Origin of the sequence: Flaviramulus sp. BrNp1-15 (genome assembly GCF_022259695.1) — a bacterium.
GTDB lineage: Bacteria > Bacteroidota > Bacteroidia > Flavobacteriales > Flavobacteriaceae > BrNp1-15.
Map to the genome: position 1 here is coordinate 347,033 of NZ_CP092099.1, position 21,908 is coordinate 368,940.

Genomic DNA, 21,908 nt, shown 5'->3' on the forward strand with positions numbered 1-21,908 from the left:
AAATTAGTTTTTGGTTAGTTTATTGAATTATATGCCCATTTTAAATAAATGGCTCCCCAATTAAATCCGCCACCAAAAGCGGCAAATATTAAATTGTCTCCTTTTTTAAGTTGCGATTCGTAATCATTTAAAAGTAAAGGTAAAGTTGCAGATGTTGTGTTTCCATATTTATGGATATTCATCATAACTTTTTCTTCTTCTAAATCAATTCGTTGTGCTGTAGCATCAATAATTCGCTTATTAGCTTGATGTGCTACTAGCCAATCTACATTATCTTTAGTAAGATTATTACGTTCTAATACTTTAACAGTGGCATCTGCCATATTAAATACTGCATTTTTAAAAACGGTTCTTCCTTCTTGAAAAGCATAGTGCCCACCTGCGGCCAAAGTTTCCGGGGTTAACGGATGTAAAGACCCTCCATAAGTGGCTTGTAAAAATTCTCTTCCTGTTCCGTCGCTTCTTAAATATTCATTTTGAAATCCTAAATTTTCTTCATTAGGTTCAAATAAAACGGCTCCTCCTCCATCTCCAAAAATAATACAAGTAGCTCTATCTTTATAATTAATTAGAGAAGACATTTTATCTGCTCCTATTAATAATACATTTTTATACCTTCCAGATTCTATATAGCTTGATGCAACAGACATTCCATATAAAAAACTTGAACAAGCTGCATCTAAATCAAAAGAAAACGCATTTGTTGCGCCAATTTCTGCTGCTGTGTAAGCAGCTGTTGAAGCAGCTCTCATGTCTGGTGTTGCTGTTGCAACTATAACAAGTTCTATATCTTTAGGGTCAAGTCCTTTTTTATTTATAAGGTCTTGCGCAGCTTTAATAGCTAGGTAAGAGGTTCCTTTTCCTTCGCCTTTAAGAATGCGGCGTTCTTTAATTCCTGTTCTTGAAGTTATCCACTCATCATTTGTATCAACCATAGTTTCAAGAATTTGGTTGGTTAATACATATTCTGGCACATATGCGCCCACAGCTGTAATCGCCGCAGAAATTTTACTCATAACTTTATAGTTAATTCGACCAAAAAATCATTAAAATTGGACAAAAACGATCAAAATTTCACGAAAATTACTGAATTTTGATGTAATATCATGCAAATTATGTGTTTTTGTGATTTAGAAAAAGCTTTTCATAAAAAAAACGCTCATAAATGAGCGTTTTATTATATGCTTGCATAATTTATTTATGCAACGTTTTCTACTTCTGAGTTGTCAATTAAAACTTGACCTCTGTAATAAAGTTTTCCTTCATGCCAATGCGCTCTGTGATATAAATGTGCTTCACCTGTAGTTGGGCATGTAGCAATCTGTGGCGCAGTTGCTTTATAATGAGTTCTTCTCTTATCTCTTCTTGTTTTTGAGATTTTTCTTTTAGGATGTGCCATTTTATATGTTTATTTATCCGTTAATAAATTCTTTAATGTATTCCATCGAGGATCAATTTCCTCTTCTTTTTCTTTATTTTTTTCAAGCCTAGGGCTTAATTCTTCTAGTTTTTTAAGTATGTCTGAATCTAACGTGCCATCTTTAACACCAGGATGAATTCGTTTTGCTGGTACCGCTAGTATAATTAACTCATAAATATACTGCTGAATATTAATTTCATAAGTACCGTGAGGAACAATAAGAATATCTATATTCTCATCATTATACTCTTCTCCAAACTTAACAACCAAATCAAATGTGTCTTTTATTTTTTGATTGTATGGTTCATTTGTTAGGTCACAATTCACATTAACCCATCCAGAAATTTCAAAATGTAATTCTAATAATGTTGTTTTTTTCTCTAATTCAACATTAACATTAATATCTACATCTTTAAAATCTTCATACTCAAAATGTTCAAAGAACGCTTTCTCAACTTTATACTCAAAATGATGCTTCCCTATCTTTAATCCCACAAAAGGAATTGTAAACTCTTTCAATGGCTTCATTTATCACTTCTATTTTGAGCCTGCAAATATATAAATTTTTATTTACTCTTACCCTAGTTGTAAACATTTTTTTGTTTATAACTTTCAACTATAGTGTTTTGACTAAAAATAGCACAAATTCAAGCGTTTAACGCCTTTCTTTTTTGGGCGATTTTTTTAAAGGATTTGATGTAAGAAACTCATAATCGCTTCTGTTTTTAAATATTTTTATTGCACTAAAAACAGCTTCTTTAAAAGAGTTTTCATCTGCTACTCCTTTTCCTGCAATTTCATAAGCTGTTCCGTGGTCTGGTGAAGTTCTTACTTTGTTTAAACCCGCTGTATAATTAACACCTTGACCAAAAGATAGCGTTTTAAAAGGTATTAAACCTTGGTCGTGATAGGATGCAATAATAGCATCAAAATTTTGATAATTATTTGAGCCAAAAAAACTATCGGCTGCATAAGGTCCGAAGACTAATTTTCCAGACTCTTTAATCTTTTGAAGAGCAGGTCTTAAAACATCATCATCTTCACGGCCTATTACACCATTATCTCCCGTATGAGGATTTATACCTAAAACTGCAATTTTAGGTTTTTGAATATTGAAATCTTTTTTTAGAGAATTATAAACGGTATTTACTTTTTTCTCTATTAATTCAGCAGTAATATGATTAGCCACATCTTTAACAGGTACGTGATCTGTTAGTAGACCAACCCTTAATTTATCAGTTACCATAAACATTAAACTATCGCCTTCAAGCTCTTGTGCCAAATAATCTGTATGTCCTGGGAATTTAAATGTTTCAGATTGAATATTTTGTTTGTTTATTGGTGCAGTAACTAATACATCAATTTCATTATTCTTTAAAGCTTGTGTCGCTTTTTGCAAAGACTTAATAGCGTATTCACCTATTTTATTATCCTGTTTACCAAACTCAATTTTTACTGGTTCATTCCAACAATTAAATACATTGAATTTCCCTAAAGCCAATTCGTCAATTTTATTTATTGAGTGAAACTTGATTTCAGAATTGAAATGATTCTTGAGAAAAACCATTGCTTTAGCTGAAGCGAATACTACAGGAGTACAAAACTCTAGCATTCTATCATCCTCAAAGGTCTTTAAGATAATTTCTCCGCCTATACCATTTAAATCACCTATAGATATTCCAACTATTATATTTTCTGCTTCCTTCATTAAAAAATGATAACTTTTGTTCGTAAATTTGATGTTGCAAATTTAACTAAATAAACAGAGAATAATATGTTTACTGGAATTATTGAAGATCTTGGTATTGTAACTGATTTAAAAAAGGAATTTGATAATCTTCATATTTCTATTAAAAGCCACATAACTTCTGAATTAAAAATAGATCAAAGTGTTGCACATAATGGTGTTTGTTTAACCGTAGTTGCTATTAATGATGATGAATATACAGTAACAGCAATTAAAGAAACCTTGGACAAGACCAATCTTAGAACTTTACAAATTAATGAGGAAATAAATCTTGAACGAGCCATGAAACTTGGCGATAGGCTTGATGGACATATTGTACAGGGTCATGTAGACCAAACAGCATCTTGTACAAAAATTGAAGAATTAAATGGAAGTTGGGTATTTACATTTAGTTATGACTCTGCACTTAACAACATGACTATTGAAAAAGGGTCTATAACAATAAATGGTACAAGTTTAACTGTGGTTAATTCGAAAAAAGATTCTTTTAGTGTGGCTATTATTCCGTATACATACGAGCATACAAACTTTCATTCTTTTAAAATGGGCACAATTGTAAATTTAGAATTTGATGTTTTAGGAAAATACGTTGCTAAACTTCTAGAAATGAGAAAATAGTTAAGCCTATCGCTCTTTGGTAATCCATATTTTTCTTACTCCATATAATAGAGCAAAAATAGATCCAAGTAAAATTCCTCCATCAATTGGAAACCCTGGCGGAGGGGGTGGACCTGGTGGTGGTGGTGTTTGACCAACACATACGCAACTTATTAATACAAATAAGATTGAGGCAAATATTCTTTTTCTTTGTATTGTCATGGGGTCACAAATGTATTAAAAAAAGCGAGTTAACAAAATAATTGATCGTTCATTAATGTTAAAATGTCTATAAAGTGTTAAAAATTATCGATGAAATGTACTTTTGTCGTTGTAATACCACTATTTTATTCTTCCAAACTTATTTAGCAAGAGCACATTCGAATAAAAATAATCCCCGATTTCAATTTACTAAACAAATATATATAATTTCGTTTAAAACAAAAATTAAATAAACGTATTAACTTGATATTGATATAAGTAGGTATTAATCACCACCTAACTATTCATTTATCATCTTTTTTTTTGTTGTTTAAATGAAATTCTCCTAGGTAAATGAGCAAAGAATAAATTGAAATGAATTAATAAAAACCTTTCTTTTAAATTAATTTTATAAATGTTGATTAAAAAATTAAATTATGAAAAGAGAGAAAGGAAATTTTGAATTTATTAAAGACCCAGAAGACAATAAAAAAAATTATATATTTCAAAAAGATAAAATAACTAGAAACGTTACCTATTTTGTATCAGCGATTCTAGTTTTATTAATTCTTGCTGTAGTATTTTCAAACTTCTTTTTTAAGTAATAATATTAAATCGTTTTCATACGCAAAGATTTAATCGCTTTCATATCAAAACAATATATACAAAAAAAGCCTTTCATTTCTGAAAGGCTTTACAATTTCTAGAAGTGGTCCCACCTGGTCCACATATAACTTTACTAAATTTTATTCTATTTTACTGTGTTTTAGACTCTTATCCCCTATGAATAGGGGTTTTTACAATTAAACGAAATTAGGTGAAATTAAACGAAAATAAAATTATTCGTCCCCTCATTCGTCCCCTAGAATCTCTTTTTAATTTATATTTGTCTTATGGCAAAGGCAAAATTTATACTCAAAGAACCTAATTCAAAGATAGACACTTTGGTATACTTAATTTATAATTATCAATACAAAAGGTTTAAATACTCAACAGGTGAAACCATAAATCCTAAGTTTTGGAATAAAAATGTCCAAAGAGCAAAAACAACAAAGCAATTTAAAGAACATCCCGAATTTAATTCTAGATTAGATAAAATTGAAAACGGTATTAATAACGCTTTTAGAAAATTATTAAATGATGGTGTTCAACCAAACAATGTTAGACTAAAAGAAGTTTTAGAAAACGAATTATCAGATAATTTATTAAAACCTAATCAAAAAACATTATTTGAATTTATTGAAGATTATATTGAAGAAAGCAAACTCAATAAAACAACGGGTACTATTAAAGTTTACAAAACAACATTTAAATACTTAAAAGAATACTCTAAAAAATACAAACCAATTAACTTTGAAAACATTACTCTTGAATTTTATAATCACTATCTAAATTTTCTAAAGTCAGTTCACAATTTATCAGCTAATACCGTTGGTAAACACATAAAAACAATCAAATCTTTTATGAATGAAGCAACTGAACGAGGTCTTAATAAAAACTTAGAATTTAGAAACAAAAAATTTAAAACTATTCGAGAAGAAGCCGACACTGTTTACTTAAACATTGAAGAATTAGAAAAAATTGAAAAGCTTGATTTAAAAGCTAGTCCAAGATTGGAACGAGTTAGAGATTTATTTTTAATAGGTTGTTATACTGGTTTGAGGTTTTCAGATTTCACACAAATTAACCCTGAAAATATTGTTTCAGATAACACAGTTATTCAAGTTAGAACGAAAAAAACAGGACAAAGAGTTTCCATCCCGTTACACAAAACCGTTAGAACTATTTTAAAAAAATACAAAAACAGATTACCAAAAGCGTACACCAATCAAACTATGAATGATTATCTAAAAGAGGTCGTTAGTCTGGCAGGAATAAAAGAACTTGTAGAAACAACAATTACAAAAGGTGGTAAGATTGAAAAAAAAGTGCTTCCAAAGTACAAGCTTGTTTCAACACATACTGCTAGACGAAGTTTTGCCACGAATTTATATTTAGCAGAAGTTCCTAGTATTTCAATAATGAAAATAACAGGACATAAAACAGAACGCTCTTTTCTACAATATATACGAGTAACACAAAGAGAAAACGCAGATAAATTATTAACCCACCCATTTTTTAACTAATGATTATAACTTACGAAGAATTGCAGTCTGATTTTATGTCAAGGTCAAATGAATTAGCGAATAAAAAGCTTTATATACAGGATGAATTAAAACAAATTAATACTTTTTTAAACCATAAAGACTACGATGTTAAACCAATGGGGCTTATTGGTGAAATAACAAATAATTATCGTCCAAAAAATGAAATAATCAATAAAATATTCTCCGAAGTAGTTTATGGTTGGGAAACATTTTCGAAAGCATATGAAAATTATTATTACGAAGAGAAAGAAGTTGAATTTACACCATTCAAAAAAACTACAGATATTACTCAACCAGAATTAGACAGATTCAACAATCGTTATAAACAATATCACTTACAGGGAATAGAATTTGCAAAATATGCTTTATGGCTCAAAAGACATGAAAACAAAAATGTCTTATCCAAACCGAATACAAGAAAACTAACTAACAAACAAAAATTGTTAGCCTTACATTATTTGGGATTAAGTTTAAGTAAGTATGACAATACCAAAACCGCTAAAATTCTGTCTCAAATCTTAGAAGTGGGAGAGGAAAATATTAGAATTAATCTTTCTTATGTCGAAGGAAAGAACAAAGAAGTTCGAACAATACCAAATCTTTCGAAAATTTCTCAACTGTTTGAAAGTGTAGGAATAACTGATGTTTCCAATATAATTGATAGCGAAATTGAAAATTTAAAATAAACGTTGTGGTTACCACAGTAGTTACACTCCTGTAACTTAACATTTTGTTTGCACCATTATTAATCATTAAATAGAATTAAATAATGGAAAGCATCCAAATTAACAATTTCAAAATTGACGACTTAGAACTATTATTAAAACCTCTTATTCACGAAGCTGTTTATCAGGCAGTCAAAGAACAGCTAATCCCCACAACGAAACCAACACCCAGATTATTTTCTAGAGAAAAGACAGCAGACATTCTTTGTGTTTCATTACCAACTCTTCATGAATGGACTAAAGAGGGCATCATTGATTCTTACCGAATTGGTGGACGTGTTCTTTACAAAGAAGACGATATTCTTAGAGCCTTAAGCAAGACTAATTTTATACCAAAGAAAGGAGGTAAATCATGTTAAAAAAGAAAAATGATTACTCGGTTATTGTCTTCTTAGAAAACGAAACTAAACCCAAAAAATGGGAGTATGTTCATAAGCTAAATGGCTTTTCATTACACCTCTCAAAAAAACACCCTAATTGGCTGTATATGAACGTTTACAACAGAAGAAGCGGTCAATTTATGAAACGCTTTTACAAAGGAAACTTTATTCCCGAACGCATAAGCTAGTTTTCTTTTTTTTAACCTTTAATAAATATTAACCTTTAAATAAAAACCTTTAATAAATAACCTTTAAATGGTTTTAATTAATATACAACGATTCAGATTATGATAGTTAAAAACACATATGGTTCAAGCGTAGCGTTTTCTGTTAAACAATTTGGTAGAATTCCTAAAAATGAATTTACGGGTTCAGCTTTAGACCGCAAAAAGCAAGAACCTAAAAAAGATACAAAAGCAAAAAAAAAGGAAAGTAAAGACAAGGGGCGAACAGAACGTTCCTTGTCTAGGCGTTCGAAACAAAAGATTCGAAAAAAGATTACTTGTTTTGCTAGATGTTATAAAAGACTAAGTTTTGTTACACTCACCTTTTTAAACAAGGTGAGTGACGAACAAGCGGTTAATTTGTTAAGAAAGTTTGTTGATAATGCCAAAAAACGTAGTGATGATTTTCAATATGTTTGGGTAGCAGAACGACAAACCAAAAACGATATTTTTGAGGGCAATGTTCATTTTCATATGATAACTAACAAGTATTGGAAAATTGACAAATGGTGGAATTACTGGATTGATTTACAATTAAAAAACGGTATTGAACCACGAGACAAGGATTATAAACCCTCATCTGCTTTTGATGTCAAACAGTTAAACTCTAATAATATCCGGTCTATTGCTTCTTACGTCACCAAGTATGTAACTAAAAATGATGCAAAGTTTAAATGTCAAGTCTGGAACTGCTCAAAACGTGTTTCAGAACTATACACAGATTTCTACACAACTGAAGAATACACAGACCAATTTATACGTATGGGTGCGATTTTAAAAGAAAAGGAAATAAAAGACCACAACAATAGAACATTTTTAAAGTTAAAAATGATTGACTTAAATAGGAATACCTTACCACTATATAAAAGACTTGATGATAAAAACATAAACGCTTTAAAAAAATAAGAATGAATAATAAAATTATTGAAAACATATTATTTGACGAAAAGATAAATGATGAATTCTATGTTATTAAGGATAAAGAAAAACTAGAAAAAAATTTAATATTTGTAAAAAACACCTTTGATTTAATAGTAATTGAAGAGGGCTATAATTATGGATATGTGCATTTAGAGTATGAAAACAATATTTACTTATCATTTTGCAATGAATATGGTTTTAGACTTGATTTTCTGATATTAAATATAACAACAGAAATAAATAGAGAGGTTATTAAATATTTATCAAATAATGTTGAAGATGAAATACGAAGAACTATGATAAACATTTATGAAAATTCTAATGATTTTTAAATCTCATGTCAAATATTAAAACTGTATTGGGTCATATTATTCTTTTATAAACGTCTTAATTCTGTTTTAAAAAGGTTAACTTAAACAGACAAACGATATTATTATATATAGGCTAGATGAAAAACAAAAAACTTTAAATAAGAAAAAATGTCTAGCCTAAACGTTTTTTAAGCCTTTTAAGCAGATAATGTGAAAAGACAATTACTAAATGATATCTAAAAGTTGAATCTTCTTCGTCGGATAACCCTGGATGATTTCCCTCAGGATGTAATCGTTTCCACAAACCTTCAACAAATGGTTTATTGCACTTATTGGATTCTATCTCGTTTAAACTTTTTTTAAAAAAAGGAGGATTGATTGTATTACTTAAAATTTTTATAGCAACTGAAGCGCTTGTGCAATTACTGCTTGGCAATAGTATATTCACTATTTCAATTAGCAGTGATTCAATAAATGTACGAAATTGTGAATTTGCTCCAGCCCAATTTCCATCAATATGATTATTAACAGCCTGTTCAAAATGTCCTTTTGGTGTTAAAAAATTAAACTCAGTCAATAATGCTATTAATTCGCTATCAATTTTAGTTTCTACTATTTCTTCAGGTAATAGTTTTATTATGTTATTGCCTTTAATAATAAAGCCATCAAGCTTAAGGGAATTTGATAATTTTTTAAAATTATTGCTGAATTTATCCTCAAAAAGGATTTTCCCCTCAGTTGGAAAATCATAAAATTTATTGGTTACTTCCTCCTTATCCCGATAATAGTTATCAATGACATATTGTAATAAATCCATCTGAAAAGAACCTGAAAAAGGACCTTTTAACGTTGAAGATTTTAAATTTGAAAGGAGAATATTAATTCTTTTAGAATTAGAGTTATTTCTTTGGTTTATTGGATATAAATAATATTCTAAGTTAAAAATTAAAAATATTCTTTCAATTTCTTCTTTTGAAAATTTTTCAAGAACATACACTAGTTCAATACAAGTTTTAAGGGATAGCATTATTCTATATTTCAAAGATTTTACAACTAAAATTTAGTTTAATTAGACACTACAATTATAATGTTATTTTAGCTTTTTTACTCTTGTTGTAACTAATTTCTCCCTTTCACCTGAAGGTTAACATGATTTATTCGCCAATTAACAACTAGCTATCAGTCTTTTAAGTAAAAAAATTATACATTTACATTATTTTTAACAAAAATCTTAAAAAGAATGAGTCTTGGAGATTTAGAAACAGAAAAAAGGCTAATAGACAACTTAATTCTAGGTGGTAAAATTGCAGCTGCAATAATAGTAGTTTTTGGAGTTGTATTGCTTCTATGGAAAAAAAAGAATAATGATAAAATAGAAATAGAAAAAAGTATAATTGCTAAAAAAGAAAAAGAAGATGCAGAAAAATTAAAGAACGAGGTCGAGAAGAATACAAGTAAAATGGCTGATATCTATCGAACACTACAACAATTAGGGCAAGAAGATGAATTCAACAAAAGTGTTTTCGAAATGCTTGGTTATACTGAAGCTGTTACTAAGAAAATATTAGAAGAAAATACTTCACGTTCAAAATCAAATTTAAACACAGCCCTATCATATTACATAGCTAATGATACTGAAAAAGCTGTCCCCATTTTTAAAGAATTAATTAAAGAGACTAATCTGTTTGAAATTCGCGCTGTGAGTAATTCATACTTAGGGCGAATAGAGTTTTCAAAAGGAAATTTATCTGAAAAATCATTAAACTATCTACTAGAGGCAGAAAAACTATTTAAGAAATTTAACATAGAAGATGACGACGTCAATAAGGTAAGAGCATCTAATTATTATGATTTAGCTTTCTATTATAAAACACATTCACATTTATTCGAACTTGCGCAAACATATTATTTAAAATCAATTAAAATTTATGAGGATATTAATGAAATATCAGTCATCTATAATGCAAAATTAGGAAGTGCTTATAATGACTTATATATACTCGCAAAGGAAAAATCAGATAGCAAATCAGAAGTTAATCCGATATTTTATCTAAAAAGAGCTATTCATTACAAAAGCGAAATCCTAGGCATGGAAGATAAAAACAATGATAATTTTGTAAATTATATTAACTCTTTAGACATTCTAGCTAATTATTATCGAATGAATGGTGATTATGAAAATTCAATTAAGACCATGGACAATGCTGTTGAGTTATTAGATGAAAAACTAAAAAAAAATCCATTAGATAGAAGAATTAATCTTAGAAAAGCAGAGTTATTAGTCAGATACAGTAATGTATATCAAACAAAATTTGAAATATATGCTCAAAATGAAGATTTAATTAAAGCAGGAGAAAAATTAAATGAAGCAAGATTGTTATTCACAGAATACACAAAAACAAAAGTTACTCTCTATGATGTAGCTCATTTCCGGGATTACTATTATTCGAAAGGCACATATTCAAGAAATTTATTAAACAACAAACAATCAATTGAAGATTTTAACACTTGTCTTGAATACGCAGATACATTATCCTCTCAAGACAATAAAAACATTGATTTCATTGCTTATAAAGCAAATATATTCTATGAACTAGCTGTTACTTATTCTAATATTAAAGATTGCATTCAATCAAAAAAATATGCAAAAAAAGCACATGATATTTATAAAGAAATGATAAAGTCCAGAAAGTTTTATAAAAAATACCTTAAAGCTTGTGAAAAAATTATAAAAAACTGCAGCTAAATTCGCCCCCTCATTCGTCCCCTTAAACAAAAAAAGCCTCGCAAACTCAACGTTTACAAGGCTTTACAATTTCTAGAAGTGGTCCCACCTGGGCTCGAACCAGGGACTTTCTGATTATGAGTCAGATACTCTAACCAACTGAGTTATAGGACCGAAATTGGAGTGCAATATTACTACTTATTTTGCTTGTGAGCAAGAAAAATTATTTCTTTATCTCTTGGCATAATTCTATTAAAACACCATTAGAAGATTTTGGATGTAAAAAAGCGACTAATTTATTATCTGCTCCTTGTTTTGGTGTTTCGTTTAAAACTTTAAAGCCTTCTTTTTTAAGTCGCTTAATTTCAGCTTCAATATCATCAACATCAAAAGCTATGTGATGAATACCTTCTCCCTTTTTCTCTATAAATTTTGCTATTGGGCTATCTTCTTTTGTAGCTTCAAGTAGTTCAATTTTATTTTCACCAACCTTAAAAAAAGATGTATTAACACCCTCGCTTTTTACTTCTTCTATTTTATATTGCGATTTACCAAACAACTTAGAAAACAACTCGTTAGAATCATTTAAGTTTTTTACCGCAATACCAATATGTTCAATTTTATTCATTAAAAATTTATTTTTTTATTTCCTATAAATCGAAAATTAATTTAAAGTATAAGATACAAAATTTACTACTTAAAAGGAAGATAATCTTTAAATATGGTTATTTTTGCAACCTAGACCTTTAACGGTTTATTAAAATTAATGTTTTGGAAGAAAGTCAAAGACAAAAAAAAATAGGTTCGGTTTTACAACATGATTTGGTTGAAGTGCTACAAGGCGCTGCAACTCAAGGCGGTATGCGAGGTGTTTTAATATCAGTTTCTAAAGTTAAAGTTACTGTAGATTTAGGTGTTGCAAAAGTGTATTTAAGCATTTTTCCTAATGATAAAGCCGCAGAACTTCTTGAAGGGATAAAATCTAACACCCCTTTAATTAGACATGAATTGGCTCAACGCACTAAAAACCAATTAAGACGAATGCCTAATTTAGAATTTTTTATTGACGACTCTTTAGAGTATATCGATAAGATTGATAAATCTCTAAAAGGTGGTGAAAACCCAATAAAAGACCCAACTATTCTCGAAAAAAGAAAAAAATCATAATCCAGATTTCATAAAAACTTACAAACAGTGTGCTTTAAATTAAAATTTATCTTTGATTAATATATTTAAAGTATGAATGTTTCACTCTACATAGCTAAACGTTATTTACGATCAAAAAGTAGTAATAATGCTATTAACATTATAACCTATATTGCTTTAATTGGTGTTGTTTTGGGGGCTGCTTCATTGTTTATTGTCCTTTCTGGTTTTGCTGGATTAAAAGATTTTACATTACAATTTTCTAGTGTTGTAGATCCTGATTTAAAAGCTGAAGCCGCTGTTGGAAAATCGTTTATTTTAACTGAAGACAACATCGCAAAATTAGAGAACATAGAAGAGATTGCTTCTTTTTCTAGAATTATTGAAGAACGTGTTGTTATTGCTTCTGATAATAAAAACACGCTGGCAACAATAAAAGGTGTTGATGCGAATTATAAAAATATTGTAAAAACCGATTCTATAATGGAATACGGCGGTTGGTTTGACCAAAAAACAAATCAAATTGTTGTGGGTTGGGGTATTTCAAACAGCTTATCGTTAGGTGTTTTAGATTTTACTAAAGCATTAAATATTTATGTTCCTAAAGCCGGAAAAGGTCAAATTACTTCAGCAAAAACTGCATTTAACTCAGTTAGGGCGATAAATACAGGTATATTCTACATTAATGAAAACCTAAACGATACATATGTTTTTGCCCCCATAGATTTAACAAAAAACCTTGTAAATTATAAGGAAAATCAAGTGTCTTCAATTGAATTTAAACTTAATGAAGGTGTTGATGAAACTGAAGCAAAAACTAAAATTCAAAATATATTAGGTGATAAGGTTATAATAAAAAACAGAATGCAGCTTAATGATGCTTTGTACAAAATGTTAAATACTGAAAATTTAGCGGTTTATTTAATATTTACACTGGTTTTAATCATAGCTTTCTTTAATGTTGTTGGCTCGTTGATTATGATGATATTAGACAAGAAGAGAAGCCTAAATACTTTGTTTAATATGGGAGCCACCTTAAAGGATATTCGAAAGGTTTTCTTTTTACAAGGAAGTTTAATGAGTATTGTTGGTGGTGTAATAGGTTTAATTGTGGCTTTAATAATTGTTGTACTTCAAAAACAATTCAATTTGGTTATGATAACCCAATCGCTTCCTTACCCGGTAACTGTAAAAATTGAAAACTTTTTTATTGTGTTTTTTACAATTTCTATTTTAGGTATTGTCGCATCAAAAATAGCTTCTGTTCGCATATCAAAAGCTATGATGCAAACCCAATAAAAATTCTTTATAAATAAACACTACTATAAAGTAAACTGGTAATCTCCAAACTTTTCTAAAACCTCATCAAAAGCTGAAAAAACATCTTCAGGCTTATCGCTAGTTACCATTTTGGTTCGGTATTCTTTAAAATGTGGAATGCCTTTAAAATAATTGGTGTAGTGTCTTCTAGTTTCAAAAACACCTAGAATTTCCCCTTTCCAGTCTATTGCCATTTGTAAATGTCTGCGAGCAGCTTCTACACGCTCTTGAATAGTTATAGGAGCGAGATGTTGTCCGGTTTCAAAAAAATGTTTTACTTGTTTAAAAAACCATGGGTTTCCAATACTTGCGCGTCCAATCATCGCTCCATCTAATCCATAACTATCCCGCATTTCCATAGCTTTTTCTGGAGAATCTACATCGCCATTTCCAAAAACAGGAATGTGCATTCTCGGATTATTTTTTACTTCGGCAATTGGTTTCCAATCGGCGCTACCTTTATACATTTGTGCACGTGTTCTACCGTGAATAGAAATGGCTTTACAACCTACATCTTGCAACCTCTCTGCAACCTCTACAATCTTTATGGAGTTGTGGTCCCAACCTAAACGCGTTTTCACTGTTATTGGTAAATTGGTTCGTTTTACCATTTCCGCAGTAAGTTGTTCCATTAAGCATATGTCTTTTAGAATACCTGCTCCGGCGCCTTTACTTACTACTTTTTTTACAGGGCAACCAAAATTAATATCTATAATATCTGGTTTTGATGCTGTAACAATATCTATGGTTTGTAACATACTATCTAGATTTGCTCCAAATATCTGTATGCCTACAGGTCGTTCTTTTTCATAGATATCAAGCTTCATAACGCTTTTTGCTGCATTACGAATTAAGCCTTCGCTTGACACAAATTCGGTATACACAACGTCTGCACCTTGTTCTTTACACAATGCACGAAATGGCGGATCGCTAACATCTTCCATTGGTGCTAAAAGCAATGGAAAGTCTGGAAGTTCTATGTTATCTATTTTTACCAAGCAATTATAATTTTCGGCAAAATTAAGGTTTTTTGTAATACTTACTAAATACCCAAGCCCCATAAAGTCCTAAAAACAACTCAGCAAATGCACCAAACTGAAAACCAAAGGTTGGTGAACCATCTAGAAACAAACTCAGTAGCCTACCTATTCCTAATCCCAACATAAAAACTATGTTAGTTACCAATGCTGTTTTTAAAAACTCTTTTTTTAAAATTCCTAAAACCCATAAAGCAGAAAACCCTAGGTACAAACCCATTATGGCTTTAAAAAAATTATGTTCATCAATAGTGTTTAATTGAATATTGAATTGTGAATTAGGATTAAAACCATAAACAAAAGCTACAGGAACTACAATGCAAACAGAGATTATTAAGTGAATTTTATTAATAAAATCTTGTTGATTCTTAATCATTTAAAAGGTTTAAAATTGCACTGGTAACTCAAGTTTTTCTCCACTTCTATCAACCACAACTTTTGTTTTATCTCCTGCGTTAAACGTTGATAAAGCTCTCATATAACTCATCATGTCAGTTACCGTGCTATCACCTAGCTTTACAACAATATCGCCTTTTTCCAAACCTGCTTTTTGTGCTGGTTTATCTTCACTTATACCATCTATACGCATACCTTTTCCATCAAACAAATAATCTGGTATTACTCCTAAACCAACTTTAAAACGAGGAGTTTCTTCACTTTCATTTTTAGTTTTTCTAAATGGTAATTTCCCATTATCATCAAGGTCTGTAATAACTTCAAAAATATAGTTAGAAATGGTTTGCATCCCTTCATAATTCAACTTATCAAAATCATCACTTGGTTTATGATAATCTTCATGCTGACCAGTAAAAAAATGCATTACAGGAATATCTGCATTGTAAAACGATGTGTGATCACTTGGTCCAACACCAGATTCTTTTTGAATTAATTTAAAGTTTTCGTTATGTGCATTTAAAGTCTGTTTTAATATTGGAGACGTACCAACACCATAAACTGCTAAAGTACTATCGGCTTTTAATCGTCCAACCATATCCATATTAATCATATAATTCACTTTCTTGGTTTTAATGGTTGCATTTTTAACAAAATAGTTTGATCCTAATAAACCCATTTCTTCCCCAGAAAAAGCTATGAATAAATAATTGTTTCCCGTATTGACTTCTTTAAGTTTATCTGCTAAATTTAAAAGTACCGCAACACCACTAGCATTATCGTCTGCGCCATTATGAATAGCTTTCTCACCTCTATGCAAAGACCCTTCTGCTCCATAACCTAAATGATCGTAATGAGCGCCAATTACAACAGTGTTTTCAACATTATGGTTTATAAACCCTATAACATTGGTTCCTGTAATTGTACTGTCTCCTGCTTTTACAGTATAATTCACTTTTTGATGCGGGTTTGTTTTGGGTTTAAACGTAAACGTTTGAAAATAATCGTTAGCTCCTTTAGGTTCTAAACCTAAATTTTTAAACCGATTTGCAATATAATCTGCTGCTGCTTTTTCGCCATCGCTCCCTGTTTGTCGACCCTGTAAAGCATCGCTAGATAAATATTCAACATCTTCATTTATGGTTACTTTTTTTGTGGATTCTGATTTACAAGACACTAGAATCACTAAAAAAATGATTGTTAGGAGGTTTTTCATTTTGATAAATCTTAATTTTGCACTAAAATACTCAATATTTAGAATGAATCGTAAATACGTTATTATTGTTTTGGTTTTAATTTCCTCATTTATAAGTTGTAAGAATCAAAACAAAACAGAAGAAAAAAAAGAAGTTCAGACTGAAGTTGTAAAAGACTCTTTAATTTTTCCTGGAGAAAAACATTTTAAATCTATTCGTCAAATCACTTTTGGAGGCGATAATGCTGAAGCCTACTGGAGTTTTGATGATAAACAGCTTGTCTTTCAGTCAAACAATAAAAAATGGAATGTAAGTTGCGACCAAATGTTTTTAATGAATGCTAATGAGGTGTTTACTGATAGTGTTGCTCCTCCAATGGTTTCAACAGGAAAAGGACGCACTACCTGTTCTTATTTTTTACCAGACAATAAACATATTATCTATGCGTCTACGCATTTAGGTGATGAAAAATGTCCGGAAACACCATTACGTAAAAACGGAAAATATATTTGGCCGGTTTACGATACATTCGACATTTTTGTGGCAGATTTAGAAGGCAATATTGTAAAACAATTAACCAACGAAAAAGGTTACGATGCAGAACCAACGGTGTCTCCAAAAGGTGATAAAATTGTATTTACCTCAACAAGAAGTGGCGATTTAGAATTATATACCATGAATCTTGACGGAAGTGATGTAAAGCAAATTACTAACGAATTGGGTTACGATGGCGGTGCTTTCTTTTCGCCAGATGGTACAAAAATTATTTTCCGTTCTTCTCGCCCAAAAACAGAGCAAGAAATTAAAGAATACAAAGACTTACTTGCTGAAGACTTAGTAGAACCAACCGATATGGAACTTTACATTTGTAACGCAGATGGAAGTGATTTAAAACAATTAACCGATTTAGGAAACGCCAATTGGAGTCCGTTTTTTCATCCTTCTGGGAAGAAAATATTATTCTCTTCAAATTTTGAAGCAGAACGCGGATTTCCTTTCAATTTATATCTAATCGACATTGATGGAAAAAATCTGGAACGTGTTACACATAGCGAAACTTTTGATGCGTTTCCTGTGTTTTCAAACGATGGGAAATATTTAGCGTTTTCATCAAATAGAAACAATGGTGGTGGTCGTGACACTAATTTATTTATTGCAGAATGGCAAGATTAAACGCTTTTTAAGTAATAGTAAAATAGCACAATAATTACACTATCTTTGCGAAATCTTTTTAGAGAGATGCCCTTATGAAGAATATTAGAAACTTTTGCATTATTGCACATATAGATCACGGAAAAAGTACTCTTGCAGATCGTTTGCTTGATTTTACGGGTTCGGTAACCGCTAGAGAAAAACAAGACCAACTTTTAGATAGTATGGATTTGGAGCGTGAACGTGGTATAACCATTAAATCACATGCCATTCAAATGGATTATGAATACAATGGTGAAAAATATGTATTGAATTTAATTGACACTCCAGGTCACGTAGATTTTAGCTACGAAGTTTCTAGAAGTATTGCAGCATGTGAAGGCGCTTTACTAATTGTTGATGCGGCACAAAGTATACAGGCACAAACGATTTCTAATTTATATTTAGCTTTAGAAAACGACTTAGAAATTATTCCTGTTTTAAATAAAGTAGATTTACCAAGTGCAAACCCAGAAGAGGTTACAGACGATATTGTAGATTTATTAGGCTGCGACCCAGAAGAAGTTATTCACGCTAGTGGAAAAACAGGTTTTGGAGTAGACAATATTTTAGCTGCTATTATAGAGCGTGTTCCTGCTCCAAAAGGAGACCCAAATGCTCCTTTACAAGCTTTAATTTTTGATTCTGTTTACAACACTTTTAGAGGTATTGAAACCTATTTTAGAGTGTTTAACGGTGAAATTAAAAAAGGGCAGCACATTAAGTTTGTTGCTACAAATAAAGATTATTATGCCGATGAGGTAGGCACTTTAAAACTTACCCAAGTTGCAAAACAAAGTGTAAAAACAGGTGATGTAGGTTATTTAATTACTGGTATTAAAACCGCTAAAGAAGTAAAAGTTGGAGATACCATTACCGATTTTGCAAAACCAACGACTAACATTGTTGAAGGTTTTGAAGATGTAAAACCTATGGTTTTTGCTGGTATTTATCCTGTAGATACAGAGGATTATGAAGAGCTTCGTAATTCTATGGAAAAGCTTCAATTAAACGATGCTTCTTTGGTGTTTCAACCAGAAAGTTCTGCTGCATTAGGTTTTGGTTTCCGTTGTGGGTTCTTAGGGATGCTTCACATGGAAATTATTCAAGAGCGTTTAGAACGTGAGTTTGACATGACTGTTATTACCACAGTTCCTAACGTATCTTACCATGCTTACACAAATAAAAACCCTGATGAGATTATTATTGTAAATAACCCATCAGACTTACCAGATCCTTCAACTTTAAATCGTGTTGAAGAACCTTATATAAAAGCTACCATAATTACGAAAGCCGATTTTATTGGTAACGTAATGTCGCTGTGTATTGAGAAACGTGGTATTATCACAAATCAAACCTACTTAACGACAGAACGTGTTGAGTTGACTTTTGAAATGCCTTTAGCTGAAATTGTTTTTGATTTTTATGATAGATTAAAAACGGTTTCAAAAGGTTATGCGTCTTTTGATTATCATCCAATTGGTATGAAAACATCAAAGTTAGTACGATTAGATATTTTATTAAATGCACAACCTGTTGATGCGCTTTCTGCTTTAATTCATGCAGATAATGCTCAAAGTATTGGTAGAAAAATGTGTGAAAAGTTAAAAGAATTAATTCCGCGTCAACAATTTGATATTCCTATTCAGGCTGCAATTGGAGCTAAAATTATTTCCAGAGAAACCATAAAAGCGCTTCGTAAAGATGTAACCGCTAAATGTTATGGTGGAGATATTTCGCGTAAACGTAAATTACTTGAAAAACAGAAAAAAGGTAAAAAACGTATGCGACAAGTAGGAAATGTTGAAATACCTCAGCAAGCATTTATGGCTGTATTGAAGCTCAACGATTAGCTTATTGCTCTAACCATTTTCTAAAATCTGAAGTTGTAGAAGTACTGGTCATTACTTTTTCTTTAGTTCCTGTAATTTGGATAAGTAAACGATTTTTAAAATGGCTTTCAATATTCTCAATAAAATCGATGCTTATAATTTCGCTTCTGTTTATTTTAAAAAATTTAGCCGGATGTAATTCTTGATGAATCGACCCTAAATTTTGAGAAATAGGGTAACGTTTCCCTTTAACATCTGTTGCAATACAAAAATCGCCAGAGGCTTCTATTTTACTAATCTCTGAAACATTTAGCAATTGAATACCTTTTGCTTTTTTAATTACAAAACGTTTTTTATAATTATTATGTTCTTCTTGTAATGCCAATTTAAGTTCGGTAATGGTTTGTTGGTTTAATGTGTTGTAATTACCTTGTTTAAATAAAGATTGATACTTTTCTATGGCTTTTTCAAAATCTGATTGTGTGTATGGTTTTAAAATATATGCAATACCATTAGTGTTAAATGCTTGAAACAAATATTCATCGTGAGCAGAACAGAAAATAATTGGGGCATCAATTGAAATTTCGTTGTATAAATCGAATGAAATACCGTCTAATAGTTGAATGTCTGACAGAATAAAATTGTAACTGTTTTTTACAAGAAATTCTTTTCCTTCAGAGTTTGAACGTGCCCAATCATGAGGAATATCTTCTTCAAAATAGTCGTTTACAAAAGCAACTAGTTTTTTATACGCTGGTATTTCGTCTTCTAAAATTAAAATTTTCATAGTCATAAATTATGAGATACTGAAACAAGTTCAGCATAACAAAAGCTTATTAACTTTCGTTAATTAATTTAATAATTGGGATTGAAATATTGAATTCTTTATCTGTGTTTATAATTATTACGTCTTTATCTGATAATAATTTATATCGCGACTTTAGGTTTTCTAAACCTGTACCAAATGATTCGTTTTTCGACTTAAGGTTAGATTTTGTGTTTATTACTTTTAGTGTGTTTTCTTCAATAGAAATAATTGATTTTATAGTGTTGCCTTTTTGAGGTTTGTTATGTTTTACAACGTTTTCTAACAGTATTTGTATAGCTCCTGTTGGAATAAACTTATCTTCTATTGATGTTTGAATATCTATCTTGAAATCATAATCATCTTCAAAACGTGTTTTAATTAAAAAGATATAATTTTCGGCTAATTGAATTTCTTCAGATAATTCCATAACCTCTGCGTCTTTAGTTTTTATTAAATAACGGTAGATTAAAGACAGCCTATTTATATACTCTTTAGCTTTTTCTGTATCACTATCAATTAAAGAATCTAAAGTGTTTAAATTATTAAATAAAAAATGTGGATCTATTTGTGAACGCAATAATTTAAGTTCATTCTCTTTTTGTTGTTTTTCAATTTTTAGGTATTCGCTTTGACCTTCATAGAATTTTTTAGTAAGAAAAAGAGCAAAGGGAAAAGCGGTTTGAAAAGTGCCTCTATCTATCATCTTTAGCACAAAATCTAATCCTCTTGGGTAATTTTTCCAGTCGTTATCACCAGACCAAAAACCAACAGTATATTGAAAGGCTGTAATAACAATTAAAATTAACAACCCAAAAACACCAAATAAAAAATATTTTTTTTCTTTGACAAATTTTGGAATTAACCAAAACGTAAACAGAAAAATGATGCTGCATATTGCGATTAATTCGGATGGAAAATCAAGAAGGTATTCTTTCAGCATTGCGCCTCTATCATAATAATCTTTTCCTTGAAGAAAAAAAGACACCATAAAATAAATAGCTAAAACTATAAAGTCTGATTTGTTTAGTTTAGTATTCATTAACTAACGTTTTTTATAAAAGATTATAGCAAACCCAAATGCAGTTATTAAATATCCTATAATTAGCCTAAAAGGTAAAGGAATTACACGAAATATAATTAGTGTTGCTAAAACAATTAGTAAAACTCCCGTCATATTTTGTTTAATATAATTTAAACTTAATATTACTAAACCTATATTTAAAAAACTAGGTCCGTTTGTTATGAAAGTTTTCCAGATTGATGGGAATTTTGAAAGGTGACCTGCAAAATCATTCCTTATTTCTTGTGTTTCCTGACTCCACCAAACAAAATCTAAAACACACATTCCAATAGTACAAACAACACCAATAATTGCTAATGGTGCCCCAATATAACTGAAAATTTTATTTGGAAATGAAACTACTTGTGGCATTATTAAAACCACGCCTATTAACAAAAACCAATGAGCAAAATCAATAGGTCTTTGTGCATAAATAAAATCATTTCCTTTTGCTAAAAGAATTTGTCCAACCAATTCGCAAAGTAACCCAGCTATAAATAGTGTTTTGAAATTCATTTTTTTACTTT

Annotated in this window: 25 protein-coding genes and 1 tRNA gene; 13 read left to right on the forward strand and 13 right to left on the reverse strand. The window is 30.3% G+C overall.

Annotated features, from left to right (window positions below; genetic code table 11):
- Positions 1-14: 14 nt before the first annotated feature.
- The 4 genes from MBM09_RS01475 to pdxA all read right to left on the reverse strand — a co-directional run bounded on the left by MBM09_RS01475 (position 15) and on the right by pdxA (position 3,128).
- Complete coding sequence (locus MBM09_RS01475; RefSeq protein ID WP_238675076.1) at positions 15-1,016, reverse strand: beta-ketoacyl-ACP synthase III; 1,002 nt, start codon at positions 1,014-1,016, stop codon at positions 15-17.
- A 182-nt stretch (positions 1,017-1,198) separates the two neighbouring features.
- Positions 1,199-1,399 carry a 50S ribosomal protein L32 gene (gene rpmF, locus MBM09_RS01480; protein WP_072400476.1) on the reverse strand — a complete coding sequence of 67 codons (201 nt, stop codon included), beginning with the start codon at positions 1,397-1,399 and terminating at the stop codon, positions 1,199-1,201.
- 9 nt (positions 1,400-1,408) lie between these two features.
- Positions 1,409-1,948 (reverse strand): DUF177 domain-containing protein, encoded by a 540-nt coding sequence (locus MBM09_RS01485; RefSeq protein ID WP_238675077.1) that lies wholly within the window; start codon positions 1,946-1,948, stop codon positions 1,409-1,411.
- 127 nt (positions 1,949-2,075) lie between these two features.
- Positions 2,076-3,128: a 4-hydroxythreonine-4-phosphate dehydrogenase PdxA gene (gene pdxA, locus MBM09_RS01490; protein WP_238675078.1), complete on the reverse strand. Its 1,053-nt coding sequence runs from the start codon at positions 3,126-3,128 to the stop codon at positions 2,076-2,078.
- A 66-nt stretch (positions 3,129-3,194) separates the two neighbouring features.
- On the opposite strand from pdxA, the gene MBM09_RS01495 reads away from it, so the two are divergent.
- The 8 genes from MBM09_RS01495 to MBM09_RS01530 all read left to right on the forward strand — a co-directional run bounded on the left by MBM09_RS01495 (position 3,195) and on the right by MBM09_RS01530 (position 8,694).
- Entirely contained in the window at positions 3,195-3,785 is a 591-nt protein-coding gene (locus tag MBM09_RS01495) for a riboflavin synthase (RefSeq protein WP_238675079.1), read from the forward strand.
- Positions 3,786-4,402: 617 nt separating this feature from the next.
- A complete protein-coding gene (locus MBM09_RS01500) occupies positions 4,403-4,570 on the forward strand; it encodes a hypothetical protein (RefSeq protein WP_238675080.1) in 168 nt (55 codons plus the stop codon).
- A gap of 288 nt (positions 4,571-4,858) precedes the next feature.
- Positions 4,859-6,091 (forward strand): site-specific integrase, encoded by a 1,233-nt coding sequence (locus MBM09_RS01505; protein WP_238675081.1) that lies wholly within the window; start codon positions 4,859-4,861, stop codon positions 6,089-6,091.
- Positions 6,091-6,798, forward strand: a complete 708-nt coding sequence (locus MBM09_RS01510) for a hypothetical protein (protein ID WP_238675082.1) — start codon at positions 6,091-6,093, stop codon at positions 6,796-6,798. Before MBM09_RS01505 ends, MBM09_RS01510 begins: the two co-directional genes overlap by 1 nt.
- A gap of 83 nt (positions 6,799-6,881) precedes the next feature.
- A complete protein-coding gene (locus tag MBM09_RS01515; protein WP_238675083.1) occupies positions 6,882-7,196 on the forward strand; it encodes a helix-turn-helix domain-containing protein in 315 nt (104 codons plus the stop codon).
- Complete coding sequence (locus MBM09_RS01520; protein WP_238675084.1) at positions 7,190-7,405, forward strand: hypothetical protein; 216 nt, start codon at positions 7,190-7,192, stop codon at positions 7,403-7,405. The genes MBM09_RS01515 and MBM09_RS01520 overlap by 7 nt, the downstream gene beginning before the upstream one ends.
- Positions 7,406-7,504: 99 nt before the next feature.
- Positions 7,505-8,347 (forward strand): hypothetical protein, encoded by an 843-nt coding sequence (locus tag MBM09_RS01525; RefSeq protein WP_238675085.1) that lies wholly within the window; start codon positions 7,505-7,507, stop codon positions 8,345-8,347.
- A gap of 2 nt (positions 8,348-8,349) precedes the next feature.
- Entirely contained in the window at positions 8,350-8,694 is a 345-nt protein-coding gene (locus tag MBM09_RS01530) for a hypothetical protein (protein ID WP_238675086.1), read from the forward strand.
- A 151-nt stretch (positions 8,695-8,845) separates the two neighbouring features.
- Here the strand turns inward: MBM09_RS01530 and MBM09_RS01535 are convergent, their stop codons facing one another.
- Complete coding sequence (locus tag MBM09_RS01535; protein WP_238675087.1) at positions 8,846-9,700, reverse strand: hypothetical protein; 855 nt, start codon at positions 9,698-9,700, stop codon at positions 8,846-8,848.
- Positions 9,701-9,913: 213 nt separating this feature from the next.
- Between MBM09_RS01535 and MBM09_RS01540 the strand changes: the two genes are divergently transcribed.
- A complete protein-coding gene (locus tag MBM09_RS01540) occupies positions 9,914-11,419 on the forward strand; it encodes a hypothetical protein (protein ID WP_238675088.1) in 1,506 nt (501 codons plus the stop codon).
- A gap of 79 nt (positions 11,420-11,498) precedes the next feature.
- On the opposite strand, the gene MBM09_RS01545 is transcribed toward MBM09_RS01540, so the two are convergent.
- Together MBM09_RS01545 and mce are read right to left on the reverse strand one after the other, a co-directional pair.
- Positions 11,499-11,572, reverse strand: a tRNA-Ile gene (locus tag MBM09_RS01545).
- Positions 11,573-11,621: 49 nt separating this feature from the next.
- Positions 11,622-12,026, reverse strand: a complete 405-nt coding sequence (gene mce / locus MBM09_RS01550) for a methylmalonyl-CoA epimerase (protein ID WP_238675089.1) — start codon at positions 12,024-12,026, stop codon at positions 11,622-11,624.
- Between the two features lie 143 nt (positions 12,027-12,169).
- Here mce and rbfA point away from each other — a divergent pair, with 143 nt between their 5' ends.
- Both rbfA and MBM09_RS01560 read left to right on the forward strand, forming a co-directional pair.
- On the forward strand, positions 12,170-12,565 hold the full coding sequence (rbfA, locus tag MBM09_RS01555) for a 30S ribosome-binding factor RbfA (protein WP_238675090.1): 396 nt from the start codon (positions 12,170-12,172) through the stop codon (positions 12,563-12,565).
- Between the two features lie 72 nt (positions 12,566-12,637).
- Complete coding sequence (locus MBM09_RS01560; RefSeq protein ID WP_238675091.1) at positions 12,638-13,843, forward strand: ABC transporter permease; 1,206 nt, start codon at positions 12,638-12,640, stop codon at positions 13,841-13,843.
- A 23-nt stretch (positions 13,844-13,866) separates the two neighbouring features.
- Here the strand turns inward: MBM09_RS01560 and dusB are convergent, their stop codons facing one another.
- The 3 genes from dusB to MBM09_RS01575 are packed head-to-tail and all read right to left on the reverse strand — an operon-like array spanning position 13,867 to position 16,510.
- Positions 13,867-14,862, reverse strand: coding sequence for a tRNA dihydrouridine synthase DusB (dusB, locus tag MBM09_RS01565; RefSeq protein WP_238675092.1), 996 nt, complete (start codon positions 14,860-14,862; stop codon positions 13,867-13,869).
- Between the two features lie 22 nt (positions 14,863-14,884).
- Complete coding sequence (locus MBM09_RS01570; RefSeq protein WP_238675093.1) at positions 14,885-15,277, reverse strand: DUF4345 domain-containing protein; 393 nt, start codon at positions 15,275-15,277, stop codon at positions 14,885-14,887.
- Positions 15,278-15,286: 9 nt separating this feature from the next.
- The gene (locus MBM09_RS01575) at positions 15,287-16,510 is read right to left on the reverse strand and encodes a M20/M25/M40 family metallo-hydrolase (protein WP_238675094.1); all 1,224 of its coding nucleotides are present in this window, start codon (positions 16,508-16,510) and stop codon (positions 15,287-15,289) included.
- Positions 16,511-16,553: 43 nt separating this feature from the next.
- Here MBM09_RS01575 and MBM09_RS01580 point away from each other — a divergent pair, with 43 nt between their 5' ends.
- Both MBM09_RS01580 and lepA read left to right on the forward strand, forming a co-directional pair.
- Positions 16,554-17,663 carry a hypothetical protein gene (locus MBM09_RS01580; protein WP_238675095.1) on the forward strand — a complete coding sequence of 370 codons (1,110 nt, stop codon included), beginning with the start codon at positions 16,554-16,556 and terminating at the stop codon, positions 17,661-17,663.
- Positions 17,664-17,737: 74 nt separating this feature from the next.
- The gene (gene lepA / locus MBM09_RS01585; RefSeq protein ID WP_238675096.1) at positions 17,738-19,534 is read left to right on the forward strand and encodes a translation elongation factor 4; all 1,797 of its coding nucleotides are present in this window, start codon (positions 17,738-17,740) and stop codon (positions 19,532-19,534) included.
- 1 nt (position 19,535) lies between these two features.
- Here the strand turns inward: lepA and MBM09_RS01590 are convergent, their stop codons facing one another.
- Genes MBM09_RS01590 through MBM09_RS01600 form a run of 3 tightly spaced genes read right to left on the reverse strand, consistent with a single transcriptional unit; the run spans position 19,536 to position 21,897 of the window.
- A complete protein-coding gene (locus tag MBM09_RS01590; RefSeq protein WP_238675097.1) occupies positions 19,536-20,300 on the reverse strand; it encodes a LytTR family DNA-binding domain-containing protein in 765 nt (254 codons plus the stop codon).
- Between the two features lie 49 nt (positions 20,301-20,349).
- On the reverse strand, positions 20,350-21,360 hold the full coding sequence (locus MBM09_RS01595; RefSeq protein ID WP_238675098.1) for a sensor histidine kinase: 1,011 nt from the start codon (positions 21,358-21,360) through the stop codon (positions 20,350-20,352).
- A gap of 3 nt (positions 21,361-21,363) precedes the next feature.
- The gene (locus MBM09_RS01600) at positions 21,364-21,897 is read right to left on the reverse strand and encodes a hypothetical protein (RefSeq protein WP_238675099.1); all 534 of its coding nucleotides are present in this window, start codon (positions 21,895-21,897) and stop codon (positions 21,364-21,366) included.
- Positions 21,898-21,908: the final 11 nt, after the last annotated feature.